The following is a 20,142-nucleotide window of genomic DNA, read 5'->3' on the forward strand; positions in this document are numbered from 1 at the left end:
CAATGACATCAGGTATGACCAGTTGGTCTGCCTTATTTGAGAATAGTCGACAGCACAAAAAGCGCCACCCGAATTTTTGCGGATATTCTTTTTTATGGATGACGAGAAGAGGCAGGATTTTGAACCGGGTGGGCGGTGTTAAAATGCCGGGAGCCGCCTTATGCTAAATGCAGCGGCTCGGAAAAGGATTAAAGCTGATTAAATCTTACTGACACAGGCATCGCGTTAATCTGGTTGCGGCCATTATTTTTGGACAGATACAAGGCCTCATCTGCGGCACTGACGATATCTGACTGATCTTCAATGCCGGGATCCTGGTCCGGCATATAAGTCGCAATCCCCTGACTGATGGTGACGCGGTTAAATTCACTGAAGCTATGCTTGATGCCCAGCGATTCAATCGATTCCATAATGTGTTGTGCGACAATCCATGCGCCTTTCAGGTCAGTATCCGGCAGAATGGCAGCGAACTCTTCACCGCCAAAACGTGTCACGACGTCAGTGCTGCGTTTGAGTGATTTGCGCAAGGTGCGCGCTACTAAACGCAGGCAGGCATCACCGGAAAGATGGCCGTAATGGTCGTTAAAGTGTTTGAAGTAGTCTATGTCGATCATCACTACGGTCAGCGGCGTGCGGTTCCGTTTGGCGCGCATATATTCATGGCTTAGCACTTTTTTGAACTCACGTCGATTAGGCAGTTTGGTCAGTGAATCTGTGCGTGCCTGGATCTCCAGCCGACGGTTGGCTTTGACCAGTTTCAGTTCCAGCAATTTGCGCTCATGAACGTCTTCAGCGGTACCGTACCAGCGTTGAATCGAGCCATCGGTGGCGTAGCTTGCCGCGGCGCGGATACGCATCCAGTTCCAGCCGCGATCTACGTGACAAAAGCGGACTTCAATATCCAGCGGCGCGCCTGTTTTCAGGCACTGTTCCCAGGTCTGAACGGCGGCGCGGCGGTCTTCCACATGCATACTCTGGATCCACTTGTCGGCCAGGATATCCTGCCGGGTCATGCCGGTTATCCGTTGAAAGCGTGAACTGACATCATTGAGCATCCCGCGCGGATCGGCTGTCCACGGGATTTGCGGGTTAAGCTCAACCATGTTGCGATAATGCTCCTGGCTTTCGCGCAGGGCTCTTTCCATTCGTTTGAGGCTGGTAATGTCGGTCATCGCGACGGAGAGGCCATTCAGATGATTCTGTCCGTCATAGGCCGCTTTAATACGCACGAAGAAAACCTGATTTTTTCCGGGAACGGAAAACTCACGATCGGGGGTTGTTTCGTTACGCTGGGCCAGTTCCAGCGCGTTATTTAGCAGAGGGGAAAGCCCTGGCAGGAAAACGCCGACTTTGCGGCCGATCGCTTCATAGGGTTGCAGGCCGATAATAGTGGCCATTGCGTCATTGACCGTGACGTAGCGCATCTGCAAATCAATGAAACACAGGCCAACCGGCGCATTGGAATAGATCGTTTCAAGCTGGAAGAGACGCTGACCCGGCGCCTGATCGAGGCTGGTCAGATTGCGATCAATCCCGCGATAGCCACGGAAATTCCCGTCATCATCAAAGAGCGGAACACCGCTGGTTTCGAGAATGACTTCAGTGCCGTCCGGGCGGATATTACGGTTCAGTAATCCACCGAAAGGGGCACGACGCTCAACGATGGCAGCAAATTGCTCGCCAACGCGGCGGGCTTCATCCGGAGGCATGAAATCGAAAGGGGTTTTACCTAATACTTTTTCAGGCGGAACGCCCAGGAACTCGATACATTTGTTGGAGGAGAAAACATAACGCCCCTGCGCATCGACTTCCCAGATCCAGTCAGAATTGTTATCGATAATGTCTCGCAGACTGGCCATTTGCTGCAAAAGCAGCCCATCTGCTGATTCGAGTTTCATTTCATCCGACATGATACTTCTCCGACTGGCAGGTCTTTACTCAACATCAGGCATTAAGATTTATATCTGAAAATGATATATCACTGACAATGTTATCTTGATGGCAATAATACATGCCACGATAGGATTATTCCTACTTATAATTCAATAAACCTTTCTTGATAATATAAGTCGCTATCCGATATATGAAGCATAAAATGCTCTTCTGCTAATTGTTATATACACTTTGGCACCGTGATTTCACCTAAAAGTTCAGTTGCACAGTATTCACGGAAATGCCGTTATCAGGTGTTTTTATCGGTATTAATGACGGTTAAGCAGCATATTCTGCGCCGTCGGAATGCTCCTCTGGCACAGAAGATTGCGGGAAAGTTAAGTCTGATTAATCGTTCGGCAATGTCTGCGGACGTATCGCACCGTCTCTCACCAGTTCGCGCGGCAGGCTGTTTTTAATACGACTACCGATGCGTTTTGCCAATCCCAATGGCTGGCCAAGCCAGGTCACCAGACATTCATCAGCGGGTGGCGTGTCGTCCGGATAGATATCGACGCCACGGAACCAGCTTTGCGCCAGTTCATCATTTATCTCAAAGCGGTTTTTGGCATCTGTGGCGCTGAAAGCCACCACGGCTTCATGCTGCCAGCGAAATCCTTTCGGAAAACGCTCCGCCAGCCGCACACCGATACGGGAAAAACGGACTTTGCCAAAAACAGGTTCCAGCACGGCAGGGAACAGCCAGATTTCTTTATCACGTTGCCATAATGTGTATTGTTTCTCAGGCCAGGAAAGCCCTGAAAGACCCGCAGCCTTGATAATTTCGGCGCTGTCCTGACGGGAAAGTGGCGAGAACGGGAAACGCCCCACTTTATATCCCGGGACTGGCAGACGCGGAACAGAATCTGTTTTACGAAAGCGCGCGACAAAGAAACCTTCGCTGTCATAAACCTGCGGAAATACGTGCAAATAGCCTTCCGGTGTGACGGCTTTACCGGCGTCTGTGAATAACTCTGCCAGCGACTCCACTTCAACCGCATCCCTGTAGGTATCGAGTAACCACTGGCAGACTTGCTGGTTTTCCTGTGCGTTAAGGGTGCAGGTGGAGTAGACCAAAACACCGCCAGGTTTAAGCGCATGAAATGCGCTGTCGATCAGTTCACGCTGAGTTGAGGCAATTTCAGTCACGCTGTTTTCAGACCAGTTGCTCATGGCGTCAGGGTCTTTACGGATAACGCCTTCGCCGGAGCAGGGCGCGTCCAGCAGGATAGCGTCAAACGTTTCAGGCAGAGCAGCACCAAATACGCGTCCGTCAAAGTGAGTCAGCGCTGTATTACTGACGCCACAGCGGCTGATATTTGCGTGCAGGACTTTGACGCGGCTGGCGGAATATTCATTGGCAATAATGCCACCCTGATTTTCCATCAGCGCCGCGATTTGCGTGGTTTTAGAGCCGGGTGCAGCAGCCACATCCATCACCAGAACCGGTTGGGTATCGTTGGCAAATAACGCCGTGACCGGCAACATGGAACTGGCTTCCTGAATATAGAAAAGGCCGGCCAGATGCGATAAGGCATTGCCCAGACGTGTATCGTCCAGGACGTTGCGGTTTATCCAGAAACCTTCCGCACACCACGGCACAGGCTCCAAATCCCACTGATAATTGCCGGCAAGCTCAAGGAAATCCGTCACGCTTATTTTCAGGGTATTCACCCGCAGACTGGGGCGGAGAGGGCGCTGGCAGGCTGCAATAAAATCGTCCATGCTCAGTTCAGCGGGCATGATTGCGCGTGTGGCTTCCAGAAAAGCGGCGGGTAATTTATCAGTAAAAGTGGTGGCGGTAGTGAGCTTTGACAAAGGTGTGGTTCCAGAGCTGAAGAAGATTTTCTGCCGCGGAGTTTATCATATTTACATTTGATAAGAGGGCTGCGCGCGTTGCCTGATAAAGAAAAGGCCACCCGAAGGTGGCCCTGATCAACATAATATCGGTTAATTTCTCGGGATTGCCGTTCCCCATTTCTGCCAGTCTTTTGGTGCTTCAGGATTGAGCAGGAAATGATTACCGTTGGCGGCTTTCGGCGCCAGTGGCGTGGTTGGCGGCGTCGCAAAGGCGATACCTCCGCGAATAAATTGCTGGAATGTGCCGCTTTTGAACACGCCACCGGTCAGACCGAATTGCAGGTCGTAGCCAGAGGCCAGCCAGAACACGGAGTTTTCCCGCACCAGATATTGATATTTTTTACTGATCCGAAGCGTCACATTCACGCGGTCCGCCATGGCGCCCAGATAGAAGCCAGATACGGTACCGACTTCAATTCCGCGGAACAGCACCGGCGTGCCGATTTGTAATGAACCGACTTCGGCGGCATCGACCACGATACCCAGACCATCCGTGTAGCGCGAGTCGGTGATGGTGGAGTCCTGCAAATCAAAGTTGCGCGCTGGCGCGCCTTTGCCTGCTTCTACGTTAATGTAGGGCTGGAGAAGCGTATCGAGATTGCTGACGCCACCGGCCGAAATTTCCGGTGAAACGATTGAGAACCGGGTTCCGCGGCGGGCAAAGTTTTCAACATATTCCGGATACAACACGGCTTTGGCGGAAACCTGATTCAGTTGCGGATCCAGTTTCAGCGACTCCACCTGACCGATGGTGATGCCCAGATAACGAATAGGCATGCCGGCGGAAAGCTTACTGGCATCATAAGTATTCAGCGTTATCTGGCTGCCAACTGCGCGTGCCGAAGTTTCTGAATCATACAGAACACGCTTCGCCCCTTTGCTGGCGGTGACGCCATCAAGATTATCGAAGCTGATAGCGCCTTTAAGCGCGCGATCCAGCGGTGAGGCCTGAACGGTCAGCCCGTTGCCGTTGAGCTGCACTTTTGCGCCACCTTCTGCCCAGAAAATCGTCTTCTCTGTCAGCAGGTTGCGATATTGCGGCTGAATATATACATCAACTTCAAATTCATTGGCTTTAGGACGGACATTGACTATCTGGCCTACCTGGAACTTCCGGTAAAGCACGACTGAACCTGTCTGAACATCAGGCAGGCTTTTAGCTGTCAGTGTTAGCGTGGCGCCCGGTTGCTCGCCCTGAATGCCTTCGGCAGCTTTTTCGGCATTACTGTAAAGCGGATATTTTTGTGCAGGTGCGCCTTTGGTGCCTGGAATAATACGCACACCACCATCGACCCATTCCTGAGCGCTGGCACCAAGGACTTCCATACCATCGACACCCAGTTTCACATCAACCCGGCTGTTGACCACAAACTTGCTGTCTTTATGCAGCAAGTTTTTATATTCCGGCTTGATAGCAACATTAAACACAATGCCTTCATCTGTTAGCGTCCGGTCAATAATTGTACCGACGTTGAGGCCGTAAAGTTTAATGGGCTGTCCCGCATCAATACCGTAACTCTGCGGTGCAATCAGCTGAACTTTGAGTATGTCAGGGTTCTGCAACAATCGCTGATTACTGTCGAGCACCACAAAATGCTTTTGCGGCTCACCGTCGCCGGGGATCAGTTCCAGCGTATTACCGGTTAGCAACTGGCTGAGATTGGCATTATTGAGGCTGATTTTCGGACTGTTCATTTCAATGCGCGTGCCGGTACGCATCATGTCGAGCACTGAAGGATCGACCGTCAGTTTACCGGTGACTTTATTATCCGGCTGTAACGTGATTTTGGTCAGCGTACCGACTTGTAAGCCCTGATACATCAGTGGTGTCTGGTCTTCGGATAGCCCGTTACCATCGGGTAAATCCAGATTGATTTCCACACCACGCTGGCTTTGCGCCAGATCCGGATAGAGCACGTATGACTGATCGGCTTTTGCCTGTTTCCCGTCATTCGGGGAATCCATAGCGATCGCGCCATTCACCAGTGCTGCCAGACTTTCCATCTGAACTTTCGCTCCGCTCAGACTCAAATCTGCCTTAAAGCCTGAAACGTTCCAGAAACGCGTATTTTCTTTGACCAGATTAGCAAAGCGTTTGTCGACCAGTACGTCGATGGTTACGCCTTCATTGCCACTTTCAATATCGTAATCGTAAACCTTACCGACCGGAATTTTACGGTAATAAACCAGCGAACCGGTGTTCAGCGAACCCAGATCTTTGGCATGCAGATGGACCATCAGTTCGCCGGTATTGAGGCGGAATTTAGGCTGTGTATCGAGCGCCACAAAATGGTCTTTCTCTTTTCCCGGCCCTGGCATCATGCCGATGTAGTTACCGCCCACCAGCGCATCAAGTCCCGAAACGCCGGCAAGTGACGCTTTCGGAGTGACCAGCCAGAACTGTGTGCCTTCACGCAGGGCGTCAGACAAGTCACTTTTAATACTGACTTTCACCTGAATAGTGCGCAGGTCTTTCGTCAGGCTGATGGATTCCACCGTGCCAACTTCCACGCCCTGATAACGCACCGGCGTACGGCCAGCGACAATACCTGCCGCTGACTGGAAATCGATAGTCACAGTGTTCCCACGTTCCTGATAGTTGCTGTAAATCAACCATCCGGCGATCAGTAAAGCGATAAACGGCAGAAGCCAGAACGGCGAAATCCGGCGTCTGTGTTTAATACGTGCTTCAGTCGGTGTATTCGGCGTTTCCTGTTGCATGTGCATCCCAAATCAAGCGGCTATCAAGCCATTCAACGGCAAGAACGGTCAGAATTACGGCTGCGCCGAAGTAAAAGGCGGCCGGTCCCATCGTAAAAGACAAAAGCTGGTCACGGTTAACCAGCGACATCATTAATGAAATAACAAACAAATCCAGCATCGACCAGCGTCCTATCCAGTGCACCAGACGGAAAAGGCGGATACGTGTTTTCAGTCCCTGAATCGCTTTGAAATGAATGCTGAGAAGCAGCGTCAGCATCACGATCACTTTGGTAAATGGCACCAGCACGCTAGCGATAAATACAATGGCGGCGATCGGTACGTTCCCCGATGTGGCGAGCGACACAACACCGGAAAATATAGTGTCCTTCAGCTGTTGCCCGTTGGCATAGATGATGGAAATGGGCAGTAAATTGGCCGGGATTAAAAAGACAATGGCGGCAATCAGAGCGGCCCAGGTTTTCTGCAAACTGTGCTTATAGCGTAGACGCATCGGAACATGGCAGCGCGGGCAGCGTCCGCGCTCATCCGGTATACCGGTGAATTTACAGGCCAGGCACAGCCGCAATGAAGAGGGCAATCCTTTTGGCTGACGTTGCGGGTAGAATTCTTCCCATAACTGCTCGATGTTGAGATTAATCATGGTCAGCGTGACCATCAGCGTCATCATCAGATAGGCGGCCAGCGCAATACCGACGTTGATGTCTGCATACTCTTTAACCTTGATACTGGCGACGGCCATTCCGACCAGATAAATATCCAGCATCACCCAGTCTTTGAGGCGATCGAGCATCAGCAGCACTGGTTTCAGATTCATCCCAAGTTTGCTGCCAAAATGCAAATAAAGAATGGATACTGCGAGTGTCAGCGGCGCACCGATGGTACAAAAGGCCACCATGCTGGCGGTCACGGGATCCCCCTGTTGCGACATCTGCCAGATACCTTCAAGCAAACTGGCGTCAATGCGAGTCCCCAGCAGACGAATGCTGATCAGCGGTTCGGTATACGCGAACGGCATCAGCAATAATATGCTGATAGCCATCGTGATCAGTCGCGGCAGGGAACAAACCCTGCCTTTTTCAACTTTCGCGTTACAACGCGGACAATGAGCTGTCTGCGTGCGTTGCAGCGACGGAAGTGTGAAAAGCGTGTCACACTCGCTGCATCGCTGATAGCGAATCTGTGGTATCTGGGCTGAAATTGTGTGTATTTTCATAGTGCCTGAAATAGTAAAGAATACCTGTTGTTACAATTACGCATCCCGCGAAGGGGTCAGGCGAGGCCATCAGGCCAAGATCAGCCAGGTTTTTTTGACAAAATAACGTATTATGCGGTCGGCAAACAGTTATTGTAGGTGAGTCTTTTTGATGTCACACAGGATTAACCTTGTTCATATGGGCATTTAATGCTTATTTTATAGGGGTTAAGCACAACAGAACGGCTCAGTGCCCTTAGGTTATTATTGGTTACTACATGAATAAAGAAGCATTCTACACGGAATTAAAACGTGATTTGAGCGCGTTGATCGCCGGAGAAAACAATTTTATTGCGACTCTGTCGAATGCGAGTGCCTTACTTTTTGAACGTCTTGAAGGCGTTAACTGGGTAGGTTTTTATCTGATGGATGGCACAACGCTGGTGCTGGGGCCATTCCAGGGTAAAATTGCCTGCGTGCGTATTCCGGTAGGAAAAGGTGTTTGCGGTACGGCAGTGGCGGAAAATACTGTGCAACGTGTGGGTGATGTTCATGCCTTCCCGGGCCATATCGCCTGTGACGCAGCAAGTAATGCCGAAATCGTTCTGCCAGTAACAGTAAATGGCAAAGTGATCGGCGTATTAGACATTGATAGCACCGTTTATCAACGCTTCGACGAAGCCGATGAACAGGGGCTGACAGAGTTAGTCAGCGGGCTTTGCCAGCATCTCGAAAACTGCGATGCTGAAAAATATGTCAATCTGATCGTAAGTTGATCGTCGGATAACGTGGCATTTAATAACGGCGTCATTATAATGACGCCTGTTCATGCCTGCGCCGGTTGGCAAACCCGTTGTAATCAGGAAATTTCATGGAAAATCAACCTAAGTTGAACAGTAGTAAAGAAGTCATCGCCTTTTTGGCTGAGCGGTTCCCGCTCTGTTTTACCGCCGAAGGCGAAGCACGCCCATTAAAGATCGGTATCTTTGCGGATTTGGTCGAGCGCGTGCAAGGTGAAGAGAATCTGAGCAAAACTCAGTTACGCTCTGCTCTGCGTCTGTATACCTCAAGCTGGCGCTATCTGTACGGCGTCAAAGTTGGCGCGGAACGCGTTGACCTTGATGGTAATTCATGTGGCGTTCTCGAAGAGCAGCACGTTGAACATGCCCGTAAACAGTTGGAAGAAGCAAAAGCCCGCGTTCAGGCACAACGTGCAGAACAACAGGCTAAACGTCGTGAAGCCGGTGAAACCACTGAGCCACGTCGTCCACGTCCGGCAGGTAAAAAACCCGCGCCGCGTCGTGAAAATGCGCCCGCTGCTGTAGCTGGTCAGGAAAATCGCAAACCACGTACACCTCGCCCACCGCGTGAGGAAAAACGTGAACCGCGTCAGGTGCCAGTAACAGACATTTCAAAACTGCAAATTGGCCAGGAAATCAAAGTCAGAGCAGGACAGAGTGCAATGGATGCAACCGTTTTGGAAATTGCCAAAGACGGTGTACGCGTTCAACTCTCTTCGGGTCTGGCGATGATCGTGCGCGCAGAACACTTGCAGTTCTGATACGGAGGCCAACTCAGGCATGAACAAATTTGTCAGATTAAGCGTTATTGCGGGTCTGTTAATGGCAGGAGCAGGGCTGGTGAACACCAGCTTTGCAGCGAACGAGAGTGCACCGGTGACTCTCGCTCAACTTCCTAATTTAACTCAGGATCCTCAGGATGCAACGGTGAGCGAGCGTGTTACTGCTCGCCTTACCCGTTCACATTATCGTCAGTTCGACCTTAATGCAGATTTCTCAGCGAAAATCTTCGACCGTTACCTCAACATGCTCGATTATGGCCATAACGTATTAATGGCTTCCGATGTCGCACAGTTTACTGATAAACGTGCAACCTTGGGTGAGGAACTGAAAACCGGTCAGTTAACCACGCCATATGCTCTTTTCAATCTGGCTCAAAAACGCCGCTTTGAACGCTATGACTATGCGTTGAAAGTGCTTGAGCGCCCGATGGATTTCACGGGCAACGACACGATTGAACTTGATCGCACTAAAGCACCGTGGCCGAAAGACCGCGCTGAGCTGGACAAATTGTGGGATGCGAAAGTCAAATATGACGAGCTGAACCTCAAACTGACTGGCAAAAACGATCAGGAAATCCGTGACGTGCTCTCCAAGCGTTATCATTTTGCGATGAAACGCCTGACACAAAGTAACAGCGAAGATGTTTTCCAGCTGGTGATGAATGCCTTCGCGCATGAAATCGATCCGCACACCAACTATCTCTCCCCCCGCAGCACCGAGCAGTTTAATACCGAAATGAGCCTGTCTCTGGAAGGTATTGGCGCGGTATTGCAGGGTGACGACGATTACACAGTCATCAATTCGATGGTAGCTGGCGGCCCGGCGGCCAAAAGCAAAGCTATCGCAGTCGGTGACCGTATTGTCGGTGTGGGCCAGGTTCAGGCAGGAAAACAAACGCCAATTGTCGATGTGATTGGCTGGCGTCTTGACGACGTCGTCGCGCTCATCAAAGGGCCGAAAGGCAGCAAAGTCCGTCTGCAAATCTTGCCGGCTGGCAAGAATGCTAAAAACCACGTGATCACGCTGACTCGCGAGAAAATCCGTCTGGAAGACCGCGCAGTTAAAATGACCATTAAGAATGTTGGCGCTCAAAAAGTCGCTGTGATGGACATTCCTGGTTTCTACGTTGGCCTGACGGATGACGTTAAAGTTCAGTTGCAGAAAATGGCGAAGCAGAACGTCAACAGTCTGGTTATCGATCTCCGTACTAACGGTGGTGGTGCTCTGACTGAAGCGGTTTCGCTGTCTGGTCTGTTTATTCCAAGTGGCCCGGTGGTTCAGGTTCGCGATAACAACGGCCGCATCCGTCAGGACAGCGATACCGATGGCGTCGTTTACTATAAAGGCCCGCTGGTGGTACTGGTTGATCGCTTCAGTGCTTCCGCTTCCGAAATCTTTGCAGCTGCAATGCAGGATTATGGTCGTGCGCTGATTGTCGGTGAGCCAACCTTCGGTAAAGGTACCGTTCAGCAATACCGTTCGCTGAACCGTATTTATGACCAGATGCTGCGCCCGGAATGGCCTGCACTCGGTTCCGTGCAATACACTATCCAGAAGTTTTATCGTATCAATGGTGGCAGTACTCAGCGTAAAGGGGTGACCCCGGACATTCTGATGCCAACCGGTATTGAATCGATTGAAACCGGCGAGAAGTTCGAAGATAACGCACTTCCGTGGGATAGCATTAATGCGGCAACTTACACCAAATTAGGCGACATGAAACCGTTCCTGCCTGAATTGCTGAAAGACCATGAAGCCCGTATTGCGAAAGATCCAGAGTTCCAGTACATCCAGCAAGACATTGCTCATTACAAGGCGCTGAAAGACAAACGTAACATCGCCTCTCTGAATTACGCGCAGCGTGATAAAGAAGATAAAGAGGATGATGCCCTGCGTCTTAGCCGTCTGAATGAACGCTTCAAACGTGAAGGTAAGAAGCCGCTTAAATCTCTCGACGATTTGCCGAAAGACTACGTTGCTCCGGATCCTTATCTCGATGAAGCTGACCATATTGCTGTTGATCTCGGCAAACTGGAAAAGGCTCAGGCCGACCAGACTGCTGCGAAATAAGCACGCAGTTGGACAAATAAGAAGCGCACTCCGGTGCGCTTTTTTTATGCGTGAATTATGAAAAATCTTCTAAATTTCAGGCTTGTCTGTGAAATAAAACGCTTCAAAATGTAAAGTATTGTGATTTTAGACCTTCAGAACGCACGGGCTCTTGAATCTTAGTAAGAAGCCCATAGGATCAGTACAGCCGGGTGTGCTATGTGCCGGTGGTTAAACTCTGCCAATAACAATGAAGTAACAATGAGGAAGTAAAATTTTATGATGCGTATAGCGTTGTTCCTGCTGACTAACCTGGCCGTTATGCTGGTATTCGGGCTGGTGCTTAGCCTGACTGGCATTCAGCACAGCAGCGTGCCGGGATTGATGATCATGGCCGGGCTGTTTGGCTTCGGTGGTGCAATTGTCTCGTTGCTGATGTCTAAATGGATGGCGTTGCGCTCGGTGGGTGGTGAAGTTATCGAGCAACCTCGTAATGAAACTGAACGTTGGTTGATGGAAACTGTTCGTCGTCAGTCTCAGCAGGCGGGCATTGGTATGCCACAGGTCGCGATTTATCACGCGCCAGATATTAATGCGTTCGCGACAGGCGCGCGCCGCGATGCCTCTCTGGTAGCTGTCAGCACCGGATTGCTGCAAAGCATGAGTCAGGACGAAGCCGAAGCGGTTATCGCGCACGAAATCAGCCACATTGCGAATGGCGATATGGTGACCATGACCCTTATCCAGGGTGTGGTGAACACCTTCGTTATCTTCATTTCACGTATTATCGCGCAGGTGGCTTCTGGTTTCCTTTCCGGTAACCGTGATGGCGAAGAGAGCAGTAACGGTAACCCGTTGATTTATTTCGCCGTGGCAACCGTGCTGGAACTGGTGTTCGGTATTCTGGCCAGCATCATCACCATGTGGTTCTCGCGTCACCGTGAATTCCATGCCGATGCGGGTTCTGCAAAACTGGTAGGTCGTGAGAAAATGATTGCTGCATTGCAGCGTCTGAAAACCAGTCATGAGCCGCAGGAAGCGGGAAGCATGATGGCGTTCTGCATCAACGGTAAATCGAAATCATTCAGCGAGTTGTTTATGTCTCACCCGCCGCTGGATAAGCGTATTGAAGCATTGCGCAGCGGTGCATACATTAAATAAGAAGCAAATAAGAAGCCAATAATCAGCCTCTGGCGATGATTGGTTAATAAAAGCCCGGCCATTATAGCCGGGCTTTTTCATGCCTGAATTTTACAGCTTAGCGTTTTCTGCTTCACGCTGACTGCTGGTTTTTTGCGTCATTCGCAGCAGACTGACCAGAGCGCCGGTGCCTGCGAGAGTTCCGGCGAGGATCAAAGAAGCGTGCGTACCGTGCTGAGGGAACAGGTTAAACATCAGTGCGACCATTGCCGCGCCGGTAGTTTGTCCCAGAAGGCGCGCTGTACCCAACAGGCCACTGGCTCCGCCACTGCGATTGTGCGGTGCTGAGCTGATAATTGTGTGGTTATTGGGTGACTGAAATAACCCGAAACCGGCTCCGCAGAGTAACATGCGCCAGATAATGTTCAGATGCGAAGGCTCGGGTGGCAGTAATGAAAGTGAAAATAGCCCGAATGAAAAGACCACCAGACCAATTCCGCCCAGCATTCCCGGATGGAAACGCTCCACCAGACGGCCTGCAATCGGCGCCATCACCATCGTCGCCAGCGGCCACGGCGTCAGCAGAAGGCCGGTTTCAACTGAATTCAGACCCAGTGTGTTTTGCAGGAAGAAGGGCAGGGAAACAAATGCCAGCATCTGTGCGCTGAAAGAGCACAGGGATGTCCCGAGCGACATACTGAAAATCGGAATACGCAGCAAATCAACCGGCAGCAGCGGGAAGGGTCTCGTCAGCTGACGCCGAACAAAGAACCAGCCAATGACCAGAAGGGCAATGACTTCGCCGAGGATCAGCATATGATTCATTCCTTGCGCAAACCCGCTGATGGCGCTGATCAGTAAACCAAAGGTCAGAGCGTTCATCACGCTGCTGGTAATATCAAAACGCTGCCCCTGACTGCGTGTGGAGTTCGCCGGCAGAAACTTCAGACCCAGAATCAGAGCAACAATACCGATCGGCACGTTGATGGCAAACAGCCATTGCCAGGACGCGACAGAAAGGATGCCCGCAGCGATGGTCGGTCCGGCAGCAGCAGACACGGCCACAATCAGCGCATTGATGCCTACGCCGCGCCCTAAGAATCGCTGAGGATAAATAATCCGGATAAGCGCGGTGTTCACACTCATGATCGCGGCGGCGCCAAAACCTTGTAAAACGCGGGCGACCGTCAGTGTCAGCAGGGAATCTGAGAGGGCGCAAAAAAGTGAGGTGATACTAAACACCAACAGCCCGGTCTGATAAATGCGGCGGTAGCCGAAAATATCGCCAAGCGATGCCAGAGAAAGCAGCGAAATGGTAATCGCCAGCTGGTAGGCATTCACCACCCAGATTGACGTCGCCGGACTGGCATGGAAATCATTGGCAATCGTCGGGAGTGCGACATTTGCGATCGCCCCGTCAAGCACAGAAACGGTGATCCCCAGCGCAATCGCCAGGATCGCGCCGTATCGTTGTGGAAGAGGTAAGCCATCAGTGGGTGTTGGAGTCATGAGTTCTGTCAGTGCGTAGTCATCAGTAAGGGGAATATTACTACGCTAATCAACTTAAAGTGACAATTGTCACATGATGAAATGAATTATTTATCCCTCTGCCGGGAATGAAACTGGCTTAACAGTTCTTACATTCTCAATCAATGGGTTGATTGCTTCTGTACAAGGCTTACCACTATAATAAAAACCACGTTCTATTTTTTTTGAAACAAAACCAACGCGAGCAGGTAACTCACCCTATGGCTATCGCAGATCTTGATAAGCAACCCGATTCCGTCTCTTCTGTCCTGAAAGTTTTTGGTATTTTACAGGCGCTGGGCGAAGAACGTGAGATTGGTATTACTGAACTTTCTCAACGCGTTATGATGTCTAAAAGCACGGTATACCGTTTCCTTCAGACTATGAAGTCACTCGGCTATGTTGCACAGGAAGGTGAGTCAGAGAAATATTCACTGACTCTGAAATTGTTTGAGCTGGGTGCTAAGGCACTGCAAAACGTCGATCTTATCCGCAGCGCTGATATTCAGATGCGCGAATTGTCCCGCCTGACCCGTGAAACTATTCACCTTGGCGCGCTGGATGAAGACGGCATCGTCTACATCCATAAAATTGATTCCATGTACAACCTGCGTATGCATTCACGCATTGGTCGCCGCAATCCCCTGCATACCACGGCGATTGGTAAAGTGCTGCTGGCGTGGGGCGACAAAGCGGAAGTCAGTACGCTGTTGCAGGAAATTGAATTCACCCGCAGTACCGAAAACACCATCATGAATGCAGCTGATTTGCAGAGTGCATTGGTGCAGGTGCGTGAGCAAGGTTATGGCGAAGATAATGAAGAACAGGAACAAGGTCTGCGTTGTATCGCTGTTCCTGTCTTTGACCGCTTTGGGGTTGTGATTGCCGGGTTGAGCATTTCCTTCCCGACTATCCGTTTCTCTGAAGAAAGCAAAAGCCATTACGTCGAAATGCTGCATACCGCCGCGCGCAATATCTCTGAGCAGATCGGATTCCACGATTATCCTTTCTGAGTAAATGCGGAAATGTAGGCATAAAAAAACCGAAGCCAATGGCTTCGGTTTTTTGTTTTCAGCAATCTGAACTTAGCGGTGTGCCAGTTCTGCTGTTTCTTCTGAATTCATCACTTCTTTGTCGGTCTGTTTCAGTAACTGGCTGGTAATCGTACCGGCAGTCATTGAACCGCTGACGTTAAGCGCAGTACGACCCATATCAATCAATGGCTCGACGGAGATAAGCAGTGCCACCAGCGTGACCGGCAGACCCATAGCAGGTAATACGATCAGCGCAGCAAAGGTCGCACCGCCACCGACACCCGCCACACCGGCAGAGCTCAGTGTCACGATACCAACCAGCGTCGCAATCCATACTGGATCAAACGGGTTAATACCGACGGTTGGTGCAACCATCACGGCCAGCATTGTCGGGTACAGACCTGCACAACCGTTCTGGCCGATAGTGGCACCAAAGGAAGCGGCAAAGCTTGCGATAGATTCCGGAATACCCAGACGACGTGTTTGCGCTTCAACACTCAGCGGAATGGTTGCCGCACTGGAACGACTGGTGAACGCGAAGGTCAGCACCGGCCAGACTTTACGGAAGAATTTCGCAGGATTCACGCCAGTGAAAGAAAGCAGTACGGCATGAACCACAAACATAATCCCCAGACCCAGATAAGACGCGACAACGAAGCTGCCGAGTTTAATGATGTCCTGAATGTTGGAACCGGCAACCACTTTGGTCATCAGCGCCAGAACACCATACGGGGTCAGTTTCATGACCAGACGTACCAGTTTCATCACCCATGCCTGCAGGGTATCGATGAAGACCAGAACACGAGGGCCTTTTTCTGCGTCATCTTTTACCAGCTGCAACGCGGCAACACCCACGAAAGCAGCAAAGATAACGACGCTGATGATTGACGTCGGACTTGCGCCAGTCAGGTCAGCAAACGGGTTCTTAGGAATAAAGGAAAGGATTAACTGAGGCACGCTCAGGTCAGCCACTTTACCTACATAGTTTGACTGAATCGCAGTCAGACGCGCGGTTTCCTGCGTACCTTGTACCAGACCCTCAGCGGTCAGACCAAACAGGCCGGTAACAAAGATACCCACCAGCGAGGCAATCAGCGTGGTGAACAGCAGGGTACCGATGGTCAGGAAACTGATTTTGCCCAGCGAAGACGCGTTATGCAGTTTTGCTACCGCACTCAGAATCGAAACGAAGACCAGCGGCATGACAATCATTTGCAGCAATTGGACGTAGCCGTTACCAACAATGTTGAACCAGGTAATAGAGGTTTTCAGTACCGGATCGTCGGAACCGTAGATCAGCTGTAAAGCCAGACCAAATACAACACCCATGGCCAGACCGAGTAATACTTTTTTTGCCAGACTCCATTGCTTGTGGCGGGTTTGCGCCAGCAGCAACAGGAGAACAACGAAAACCACTACGTTAAGAACGAGCGGAAGATTCATACCGAACTCCAGACTTATAGTTATGATATTTAAAACGGGTGTCCCCGACAGGGTTTGCACCATCCCAAAGCAATGGTGAGAAGAATATCAGTTTGGACACCTGAACATTTATATCCAAAAAGAATGCTTTATAACTTTTTGGGTTAATTCGTATCAAATATCGCCAAATTGCGCGTATTTCATGCAGGTCAGATGAACAATTTCAGGATGTGATTAAAAATATCAGGATTGATTGCACCAATGATGGGCGTCCAGTCGGGCCAGAACAGCGTTAACCCGACCAGCATCAGACACAACGTCCGTTCCAGTTGATTGCCTTTTTGACTGTTGATGATCGGCAGACGAAAGCGCCAGCGACAGGGCCACAGCAGGGGAACGCCAGCTGGCGTCAGCATATCCGCAAGAATGTGGCTCAGATAACCAATGATCATGGCGTGGAAAGCGTCTACCGGAATGACCCAGTCGTGCGGAAAATGCGTGCGCAAAAGGAAGATACCGCCCGCCACAGCCAGTAAACTGTGGGTAAAACCGCGGTGACCGAATGCCCGGGCGATTGGATGGGAAAGCCACTTCAGACGCTGACCCAGCACGGATTTCGGATGGTCGATGTCGGGCAATAAACAGGTAAGCAGGGACCCTGGAATAATATGCCACCAGTCGCCGTGCGCCAGCTCTGGAGAGAGCTGCGCCTTTTTGGCAAATACCGCACAGGCTATTGAGAAAATGAGATGGCCTTCCGCCGTCATGACGCGTCCGAACTGGATAACTGTTATTTTATCCAGTATAAGTGAAACTGTCACAATCTTGGAAGAGACACCCTGTAACTAATTGTCAACGGACTGATTAAAAAGAAAAAGGCGTATAAAAATACGCCATTTGATTGTCACGTTCTGAGCAGTTATCTCGCCAGCCAGCCGCCATCTACCGCAATCGTGTAACCGTTGACGTAATCGGAGGCTTTTGAGGCAAGAAACACTACAGGCCCCATGACATCTTCCGGTAAACCCCAGCGTCCGGCCGGGATCCTGTCGAGAATTTCTTTGCTGCGATCGCCATCTGCGCGAAGTTGCTCGGTGTTGTTTGTGGACATGTAACCCGGCGCGATCGCATTGACATTAACCTTATGCTTTGCCCATTCGTTAGCCATCAGCCGGGTAATCCCCATGACTGCGCTTTTAGATGCGGTATAGGAAGGAACGCGGATCCCGCCCTGATACGACAACATTGAGGCAATATTAATGATTTTGCCGCCATTGCCTTGTTTAATGAACTGCTTCGCTACTGCCTGAGACATAAAGAACAGCGTCTTACTGTTCACATTCATTACGTCGTCCCAGTTTTTTTCGCTGAACTCAATAGCATCTTCGCGGCGGATAATCCCAGCGTTATTCACCAGGATGTCGATATGGCCGAATTCAGAGACGGCTTTTTCGATAAGCTTCGGGATTTCTATAATACTGCTAAGGTCGGCGCGTACATCGAGAAAGCGGCGGCCGGTGGCGATAATCTTTTGTTCTGTCTCTTCTGGCGCGGACTGGTTGATACCCACAATATCGCAACCCGCCTGAGCGAGACCCAACGCCATGCCCTGGCCAAGTCCGGTGTTACAACCGGTCACGATGGCGACTTTGCCGTTTAATTCAAATGAATCGAGGATCATATTCAGAGTCTCTTTTGCAACGGCATGTTCGCCATAAAAATTGAGTGGCTCCGCCTGCGGTGACAGAGCCAGAAAGTTAGCGCAGTTCGCTGACTTTGACGTGATCCATATCGTCGAATACCTGATTTTCTCCCACCATACCCCAGATGAAGGTGTAATTTTTGGTCCCTACGCCCGCATGAATCGACCAGCTTGGGGAAATCACCGCCTGCTCGTTATGCACTAATAAATGACGGGTTTCCTGCGGCTGCCCCATCATGTGGAATACCGCAGTTTCCGCTTCCATGTTGAAGTAGAAATAGACTTCCATGCGGCGCTCGTGGGTGTGGCAAGGCATGGTATTCCACAGGCTACCTTCTTCAAGCTTGGTCAGTCCCATGGTCAGCTGGCAGGTTTCCAGTACGTCCGGCACGATAAATTTGTTGATAGTGCGGCGGTTGCTGGTCGCTGCGTCGCCGATAGTTTGTGGTGAGGCCTCCGCCAGCGTGATCTTTTTGTTTGGAAAAGTGGTATGTGCAGGGGCGCTGTTATAGTAAAACTTGGCAGGTGTAGTCGCATTAACGCTACTGAATTCAACAAGTTTTGCTCCCTTGCCGACATACAGCGCTTCTTCATGACCAATTTCATACGTCGTGCCATCAACCACAATAAGGCCAGGCCCGCCAATGTTGATCACGCCCAGTTCGCGACGTTCGAGGAAATAGCTCACGCCAAGTTGTTTGCCGACTTCATCGCCCACGGATACCGTTTTTTCAGCAGGCATGACGCCGCCGACAATGATGCGGTCAATATGGCTGTAGGTCATGGTGTAGGCATTTTTTTCAAAGATTTTCTCGATGAGAAATTCGCGGCGTAATTCAGCGGTATCAAGCGTTTTTGCGTGGTCGCTGTGAATGCTTTGACGAACTTGCATGTCGGTGCCTCTCGTTGGATATCGGTTAAGGAGGACTTACCGGGCGAGTCTGACCGTTGCGTGGCAGTGACAGCGTACAGAAGCAGGAGAGCTCCCGGCTCGTCCTTGTTGCAGAAAGAATAGGTTCATTGGTATGCGAATTCAATAAAAATGAAATATCGTTTTATTTATTTTATGAGTCAGTTCAAGGTTTGCGAAATTAAACGCAGATTTGACAATTGTGGCAGAGGTCATCAGTAAAGAAGAAAGCTAAACAGGAAGGATGCGCAGCAGCATGAGCGACTGCGCATAAATTTTAACTGATGTGTGCCACACGTAATTCTTCAAGCGAAGAGAGTTTGACATCCGCCAGCGCCCAGCGGGGATCCGCGCTGTATTCATGGTCTGGCACAACAATCGAACGCATACGCGCGGCTTTGGTAGCGATCATGCCATTAAAGGAGTCTTCCAGCGTGACGCAGTTCAGCGGGTCGACCGCTAACTCGCCGGCAGCCAGCAGGTAAACTTCGGGATGGGGTTTGCTGTAAGGCAGTTTCTCGGCAGATACGCGAACCTGGAAATAGGATTGCAGATTGAACATTTCCAGCACGGTATCAAGCATGAATAAAGGTGACGCTGAGGCCAGGCCAATTTTCAGCCCCTGATCACGGCACAATTCCAGCGCGTGATTAACGCCAGGTAACAATGGCCGGGTTTGTTCTACCAGTTCAATGGTACGGGCAATGACCATCGAAGCGACTTCCTCCTGACCCGGTCCCTGCCACGGCAAAACCTGATACCACATTCTGACAACCTGATCGATACGCAACCCAAGCGTGTCGGGCAGCAAATGTCGCTGAGAAATATCGACGCCAAGGCTGCTGAAAACGTCCAGTTCTGCCTGAACCCACAACAGTTCAGAATCAATTAACAGACCATCCATATCGAAAATTGCTGCATTAACAGGGCGGACATAAGCCATGAAAGCGGACTCCCTAACAGTGAATAGATCCTCACTTTAGCATTGGCTTTCGCGCGGACGAAATCCGTTATACGGACATATGGCATTGTTGCTGGCACTGAAGAGGTGCTAACTGATTAAAACA

General features: G+C 50.6%; 15 protein-coding genes. 5 read left to right on the top strand and 10 right to left on the bottom strand.

Translation table 11 applies throughout. From position 1 onward, the window contains the following. Positions 1 to 188 precede the first annotated feature (188 nt). The 4 genes from CKQ54_RS11565 to yebS form a co-directional block, all read right to left on the bottom strand. Complete coding sequence (locus tag CKQ54_RS11565) at positions 189 to 1,910, bottom strand: sensor domain-containing diguanylate cyclase (RefSeq protein ID WP_120161754.1); 1,722 nt, start codon at positions 1,908 to 1,910, stop codon at positions 189 to 191. Positions 1,911 to 2,280: 370 nt separating this feature from the next. Further along, a complete protein-coding gene (rsmF, locus tag CKQ54_RS11570) occupies positions 2,281 to 3,675 on the bottom strand; it encodes a 16S rRNA (cytosine(1407)-C(5))-methyltransferase RsmF (protein WP_167459666.1) in 1,395 nt (464 codons plus the stop codon). A 207-nt stretch (positions 3,676 to 3,882) separates the two neighbouring features. Continuing rightward, positions 3,883 to 6,513, bottom strand: a complete 2,631-nt coding sequence (locus CKQ54_RS11575) for a PqiB family protein (protein WP_120161755.1) — start codon at positions 6,511 to 6,513, stop codon at positions 3,883 to 3,885. Further along, positions 6,482 to 7,729, bottom strand: coding sequence for a membrane integrity lipid transport subunit YebS (gene yebS, locus CKQ54_RS11580; protein WP_112287992.1), 1,248 nt, complete (start codon positions 7,727 to 7,729; stop codon positions 6,482 to 6,484). Before yebS ends, CKQ54_RS11575 begins: the two co-directional genes overlap by 32 nt. Positions 7,730 to 7,986: 257 nt before the next feature. On the opposite strand from yebS, the gene CKQ54_RS11585 reads away from it, so the two are divergent. The 4 genes from CKQ54_RS11585 to htpX all read left to right on the top strand — a co-directional run bounded on the left by CKQ54_RS11585 (position 7,987) and on the right by htpX (position 12,501). Beyond that, entirely contained in the window at positions 7,987 to 8,484 is a 498-nt protein-coding gene (locus tag CKQ54_RS11585; protein ID WP_112287991.1) for a GAF domain-containing protein, read from the top strand. Positions 8,485 to 8,579: 95 nt separating this feature from the next. Further along, on the top strand, positions 8,580 to 9,269 hold the full coding sequence (gene proQ / locus CKQ54_RS11590; RefSeq protein WP_112287990.1) for an RNA chaperone ProQ: 690 nt from the start codon (positions 8,580 to 8,582) through the stop codon (positions 9,267 to 9,269). A 19-nt stretch (positions 9,270 to 9,288) separates the two neighbouring features. After that, positions 9,289 to 11,361, top strand: coding sequence for a carboxy terminal-processing peptidase (gene prc, locus CKQ54_RS11595; protein WP_120161756.1), 2,073 nt, complete (start codon positions 9,289 to 9,291; stop codon positions 11,359 to 11,361). 258 nt (positions 11,362 to 11,619) lie between these two features. Beyond that, positions 11,620 to 12,501, top strand: a complete 882-nt coding sequence (gene htpX, locus CKQ54_RS11600) for a protease HtpX (RefSeq protein WP_112287988.1) — start codon at positions 11,620 to 11,622, stop codon at positions 12,499 to 12,501. A 90-nt stretch (positions 12,502 to 12,591) separates the two neighbouring features. On the opposite strand, the gene CKQ54_RS11605 is transcribed toward htpX, so the two are convergent. Next, on the bottom strand, positions 12,592 to 13,989 hold the full coding sequence (locus CKQ54_RS11605) for an MFS transporter (protein ID WP_120161757.1): 1,398 nt from the start codon (positions 13,987 to 13,989) through the stop codon (positions 12,592 to 12,594). A gap of 239 nt (positions 13,990 to 14,228) precedes the next feature. On the opposite strand from CKQ54_RS11605, the gene kdgR reads away from it, so the two are divergent. After that, positions 14,229 to 15,020, top strand: a complete 792-nt coding sequence (gene kdgR, locus CKQ54_RS11610; protein WP_120161758.1) for a DNA-binding transcriptional regulator KdgR — start codon at positions 14,229 to 14,231, stop codon at positions 15,018 to 15,020. A gap of 72 nt (positions 15,021 to 15,092) precedes the next feature. On the opposite strand, the gene CKQ54_RS11615 is transcribed toward kdgR, so the two are convergent. The 5 genes from CKQ54_RS11615 to hxpB form a co-directional block, all read right to left on the bottom strand. Further along, positions 15,093 to 16,484, bottom strand: a complete 1,392-nt coding sequence (locus CKQ54_RS11615) for an L-cystine transporter (protein ID WP_112287985.1) — start codon at positions 16,482 to 16,484, stop codon at positions 15,093 to 15,095. A 188-nt stretch (positions 16,485 to 16,672) separates the two neighbouring features. Continuing rightward, the gene (locus tag CKQ54_RS11620) at positions 16,673 to 17,230 is read right to left on the bottom strand and encodes a metal-dependent hydrolase (RefSeq protein ID WP_120161759.1); all 558 of its coding nucleotides are present in this window, start codon (positions 17,228 to 17,230) and stop codon (positions 16,673 to 16,675) included. Between the two features lie 152 nt (positions 17,231 to 17,382). Further along, positions 17,383 to 18,144 carry a 2-dehydro-3-deoxy-D-gluconate 5-dehydrogenase KduD gene (gene kduD / locus CKQ54_RS11625; protein ID WP_120161760.1) on the bottom strand — a complete coding sequence of 254 codons (762 nt, stop codon included), beginning with the start codon at positions 18,142 to 18,144 and terminating at the stop codon, positions 17,383 to 17,385. A 76-nt stretch (positions 18,145 to 18,220) separates the two neighbouring features. After that, positions 18,221 to 19,057 carry a 5-dehydro-4-deoxy-D-glucuronate isomerase gene (gene kduI, locus CKQ54_RS11630; protein WP_112287982.1) on the bottom strand — a complete coding sequence of 279 codons (837 nt, stop codon included), beginning with the start codon at positions 19,055 to 19,057 and terminating at the stop codon, positions 18,221 to 18,223. A gap of 295 nt (positions 19,058 to 19,352) precedes the next feature. Further along, positions 19,353 to 20,018 carry a hexitol phosphatase HxpB gene (hxpB, locus tag CKQ54_RS11635; RefSeq protein ID WP_120161761.1) on the bottom strand — a complete coding sequence of 222 codons (666 nt, stop codon included), beginning with the start codon at positions 20,016 to 20,018 and terminating at the stop codon, positions 19,353 to 19,355. Positions 20,019 to 20,142: the final 124 nt, after the last annotated feature.

Origin of the sequence: Rahnella variigena (genome assembly GCF_003610915.1) — a bacterium.
Taxonomy (GTDB): Bacteria; Pseudomonadota; Gammaproteobacteria; order Enterobacterales; family Enterobacteriaceae; genus Rahnella; species Rahnella variigena.

Coding starts and splice junctions, on each gene's coding strand:
- CKQ54_RS11565 (WP_120161754.1), bottom strand. CDS start 1,910: ATGTCGGATGAAATGAAACTCGAATCAGCAGATGGGCTGCTTTTGCAG.
- rsmF (WP_167459666.1), bottom strand. CDS start 3,675: ATGCCCGCTGAACTGAGCATGGACGATTTTATTGCAGCCTGCCAGCGC.
- CKQ54_RS11575 (WP_120161755.1), bottom strand. CDS start 6,513: ATGCAACAGGAAACGCCGAATACACCGACTGAAGCACGTATTAAACAC.
- yebS (WP_112287992.1), bottom strand. CDS start 7,729: ATGAAAATACACACAATTTCAGCCCAGATACCACAGATTCGCTATCAG.
- CKQ54_RS11585 (WP_112287991.1), top strand. CDS start 7,987: ATGAATAAAGAAGCATTCTACACGGAATTAAAACGTGATTTGAGCGCG.
- proQ (WP_112287990.1), top strand. CDS start 8,580: ATGGAAAATCAACCTAAGTTGAACAGTAGTAAAGAAGTCATCGCCTTT.
- prc (WP_120161756.1), top strand. CDS start 9,289: ATGAACAAATTTGTCAGATTAAGCGTTATTGCGGGTCTGTTAATGGCA.
- htpX (WP_112287988.1), top strand. CDS start 11,620: ATGATGCGTATAGCGTTGTTCCTGCTGACTAACCTGGCCGTTATGCTG.
- CKQ54_RS11605 (WP_120161757.1), bottom strand. CDS start 13,989: ATGACTCCAACACCCACTGATGGCTTACCTCTTCCACAACGATACGGC.
- kdgR (WP_120161758.1), top strand. CDS start 14,229: ATGGCTATCGCAGATCTTGATAAGCAACCCGATTCCGTCTCTTCTGTC.
- CKQ54_RS11615 (WP_112287985.1), bottom strand. CDS start 16,484: ATGAATCTTCCGCTCGTTCTTAACGTAGTGGTTTTCGTTGTTCTCCTG.
- CKQ54_RS11620 (WP_120161759.1), bottom strand. CDS start 17,230: ATGACGGCGGAAGGCCATCTCATTTTCTCAATAGCCTGTGCGGTATTT.
- kduD (WP_120161760.1), bottom strand. CDS start 18,144: ATGATCCTCGATTCATTTGAATTAAACGGCAAAGTCGCCATCGTGACC.
- kduI (WP_112287982.1), bottom strand. CDS start 19,057: ATGCAAGTTCGTCAAAGCATTCACAGCGACCACGCAAAAACGCTTGAT.
- hxpB (WP_120161761.1), bottom strand. CDS start 20,018: ATGGCTTATGTCCGCCCTGTTAATGCAGCAATTTTCGATATGGATGGT.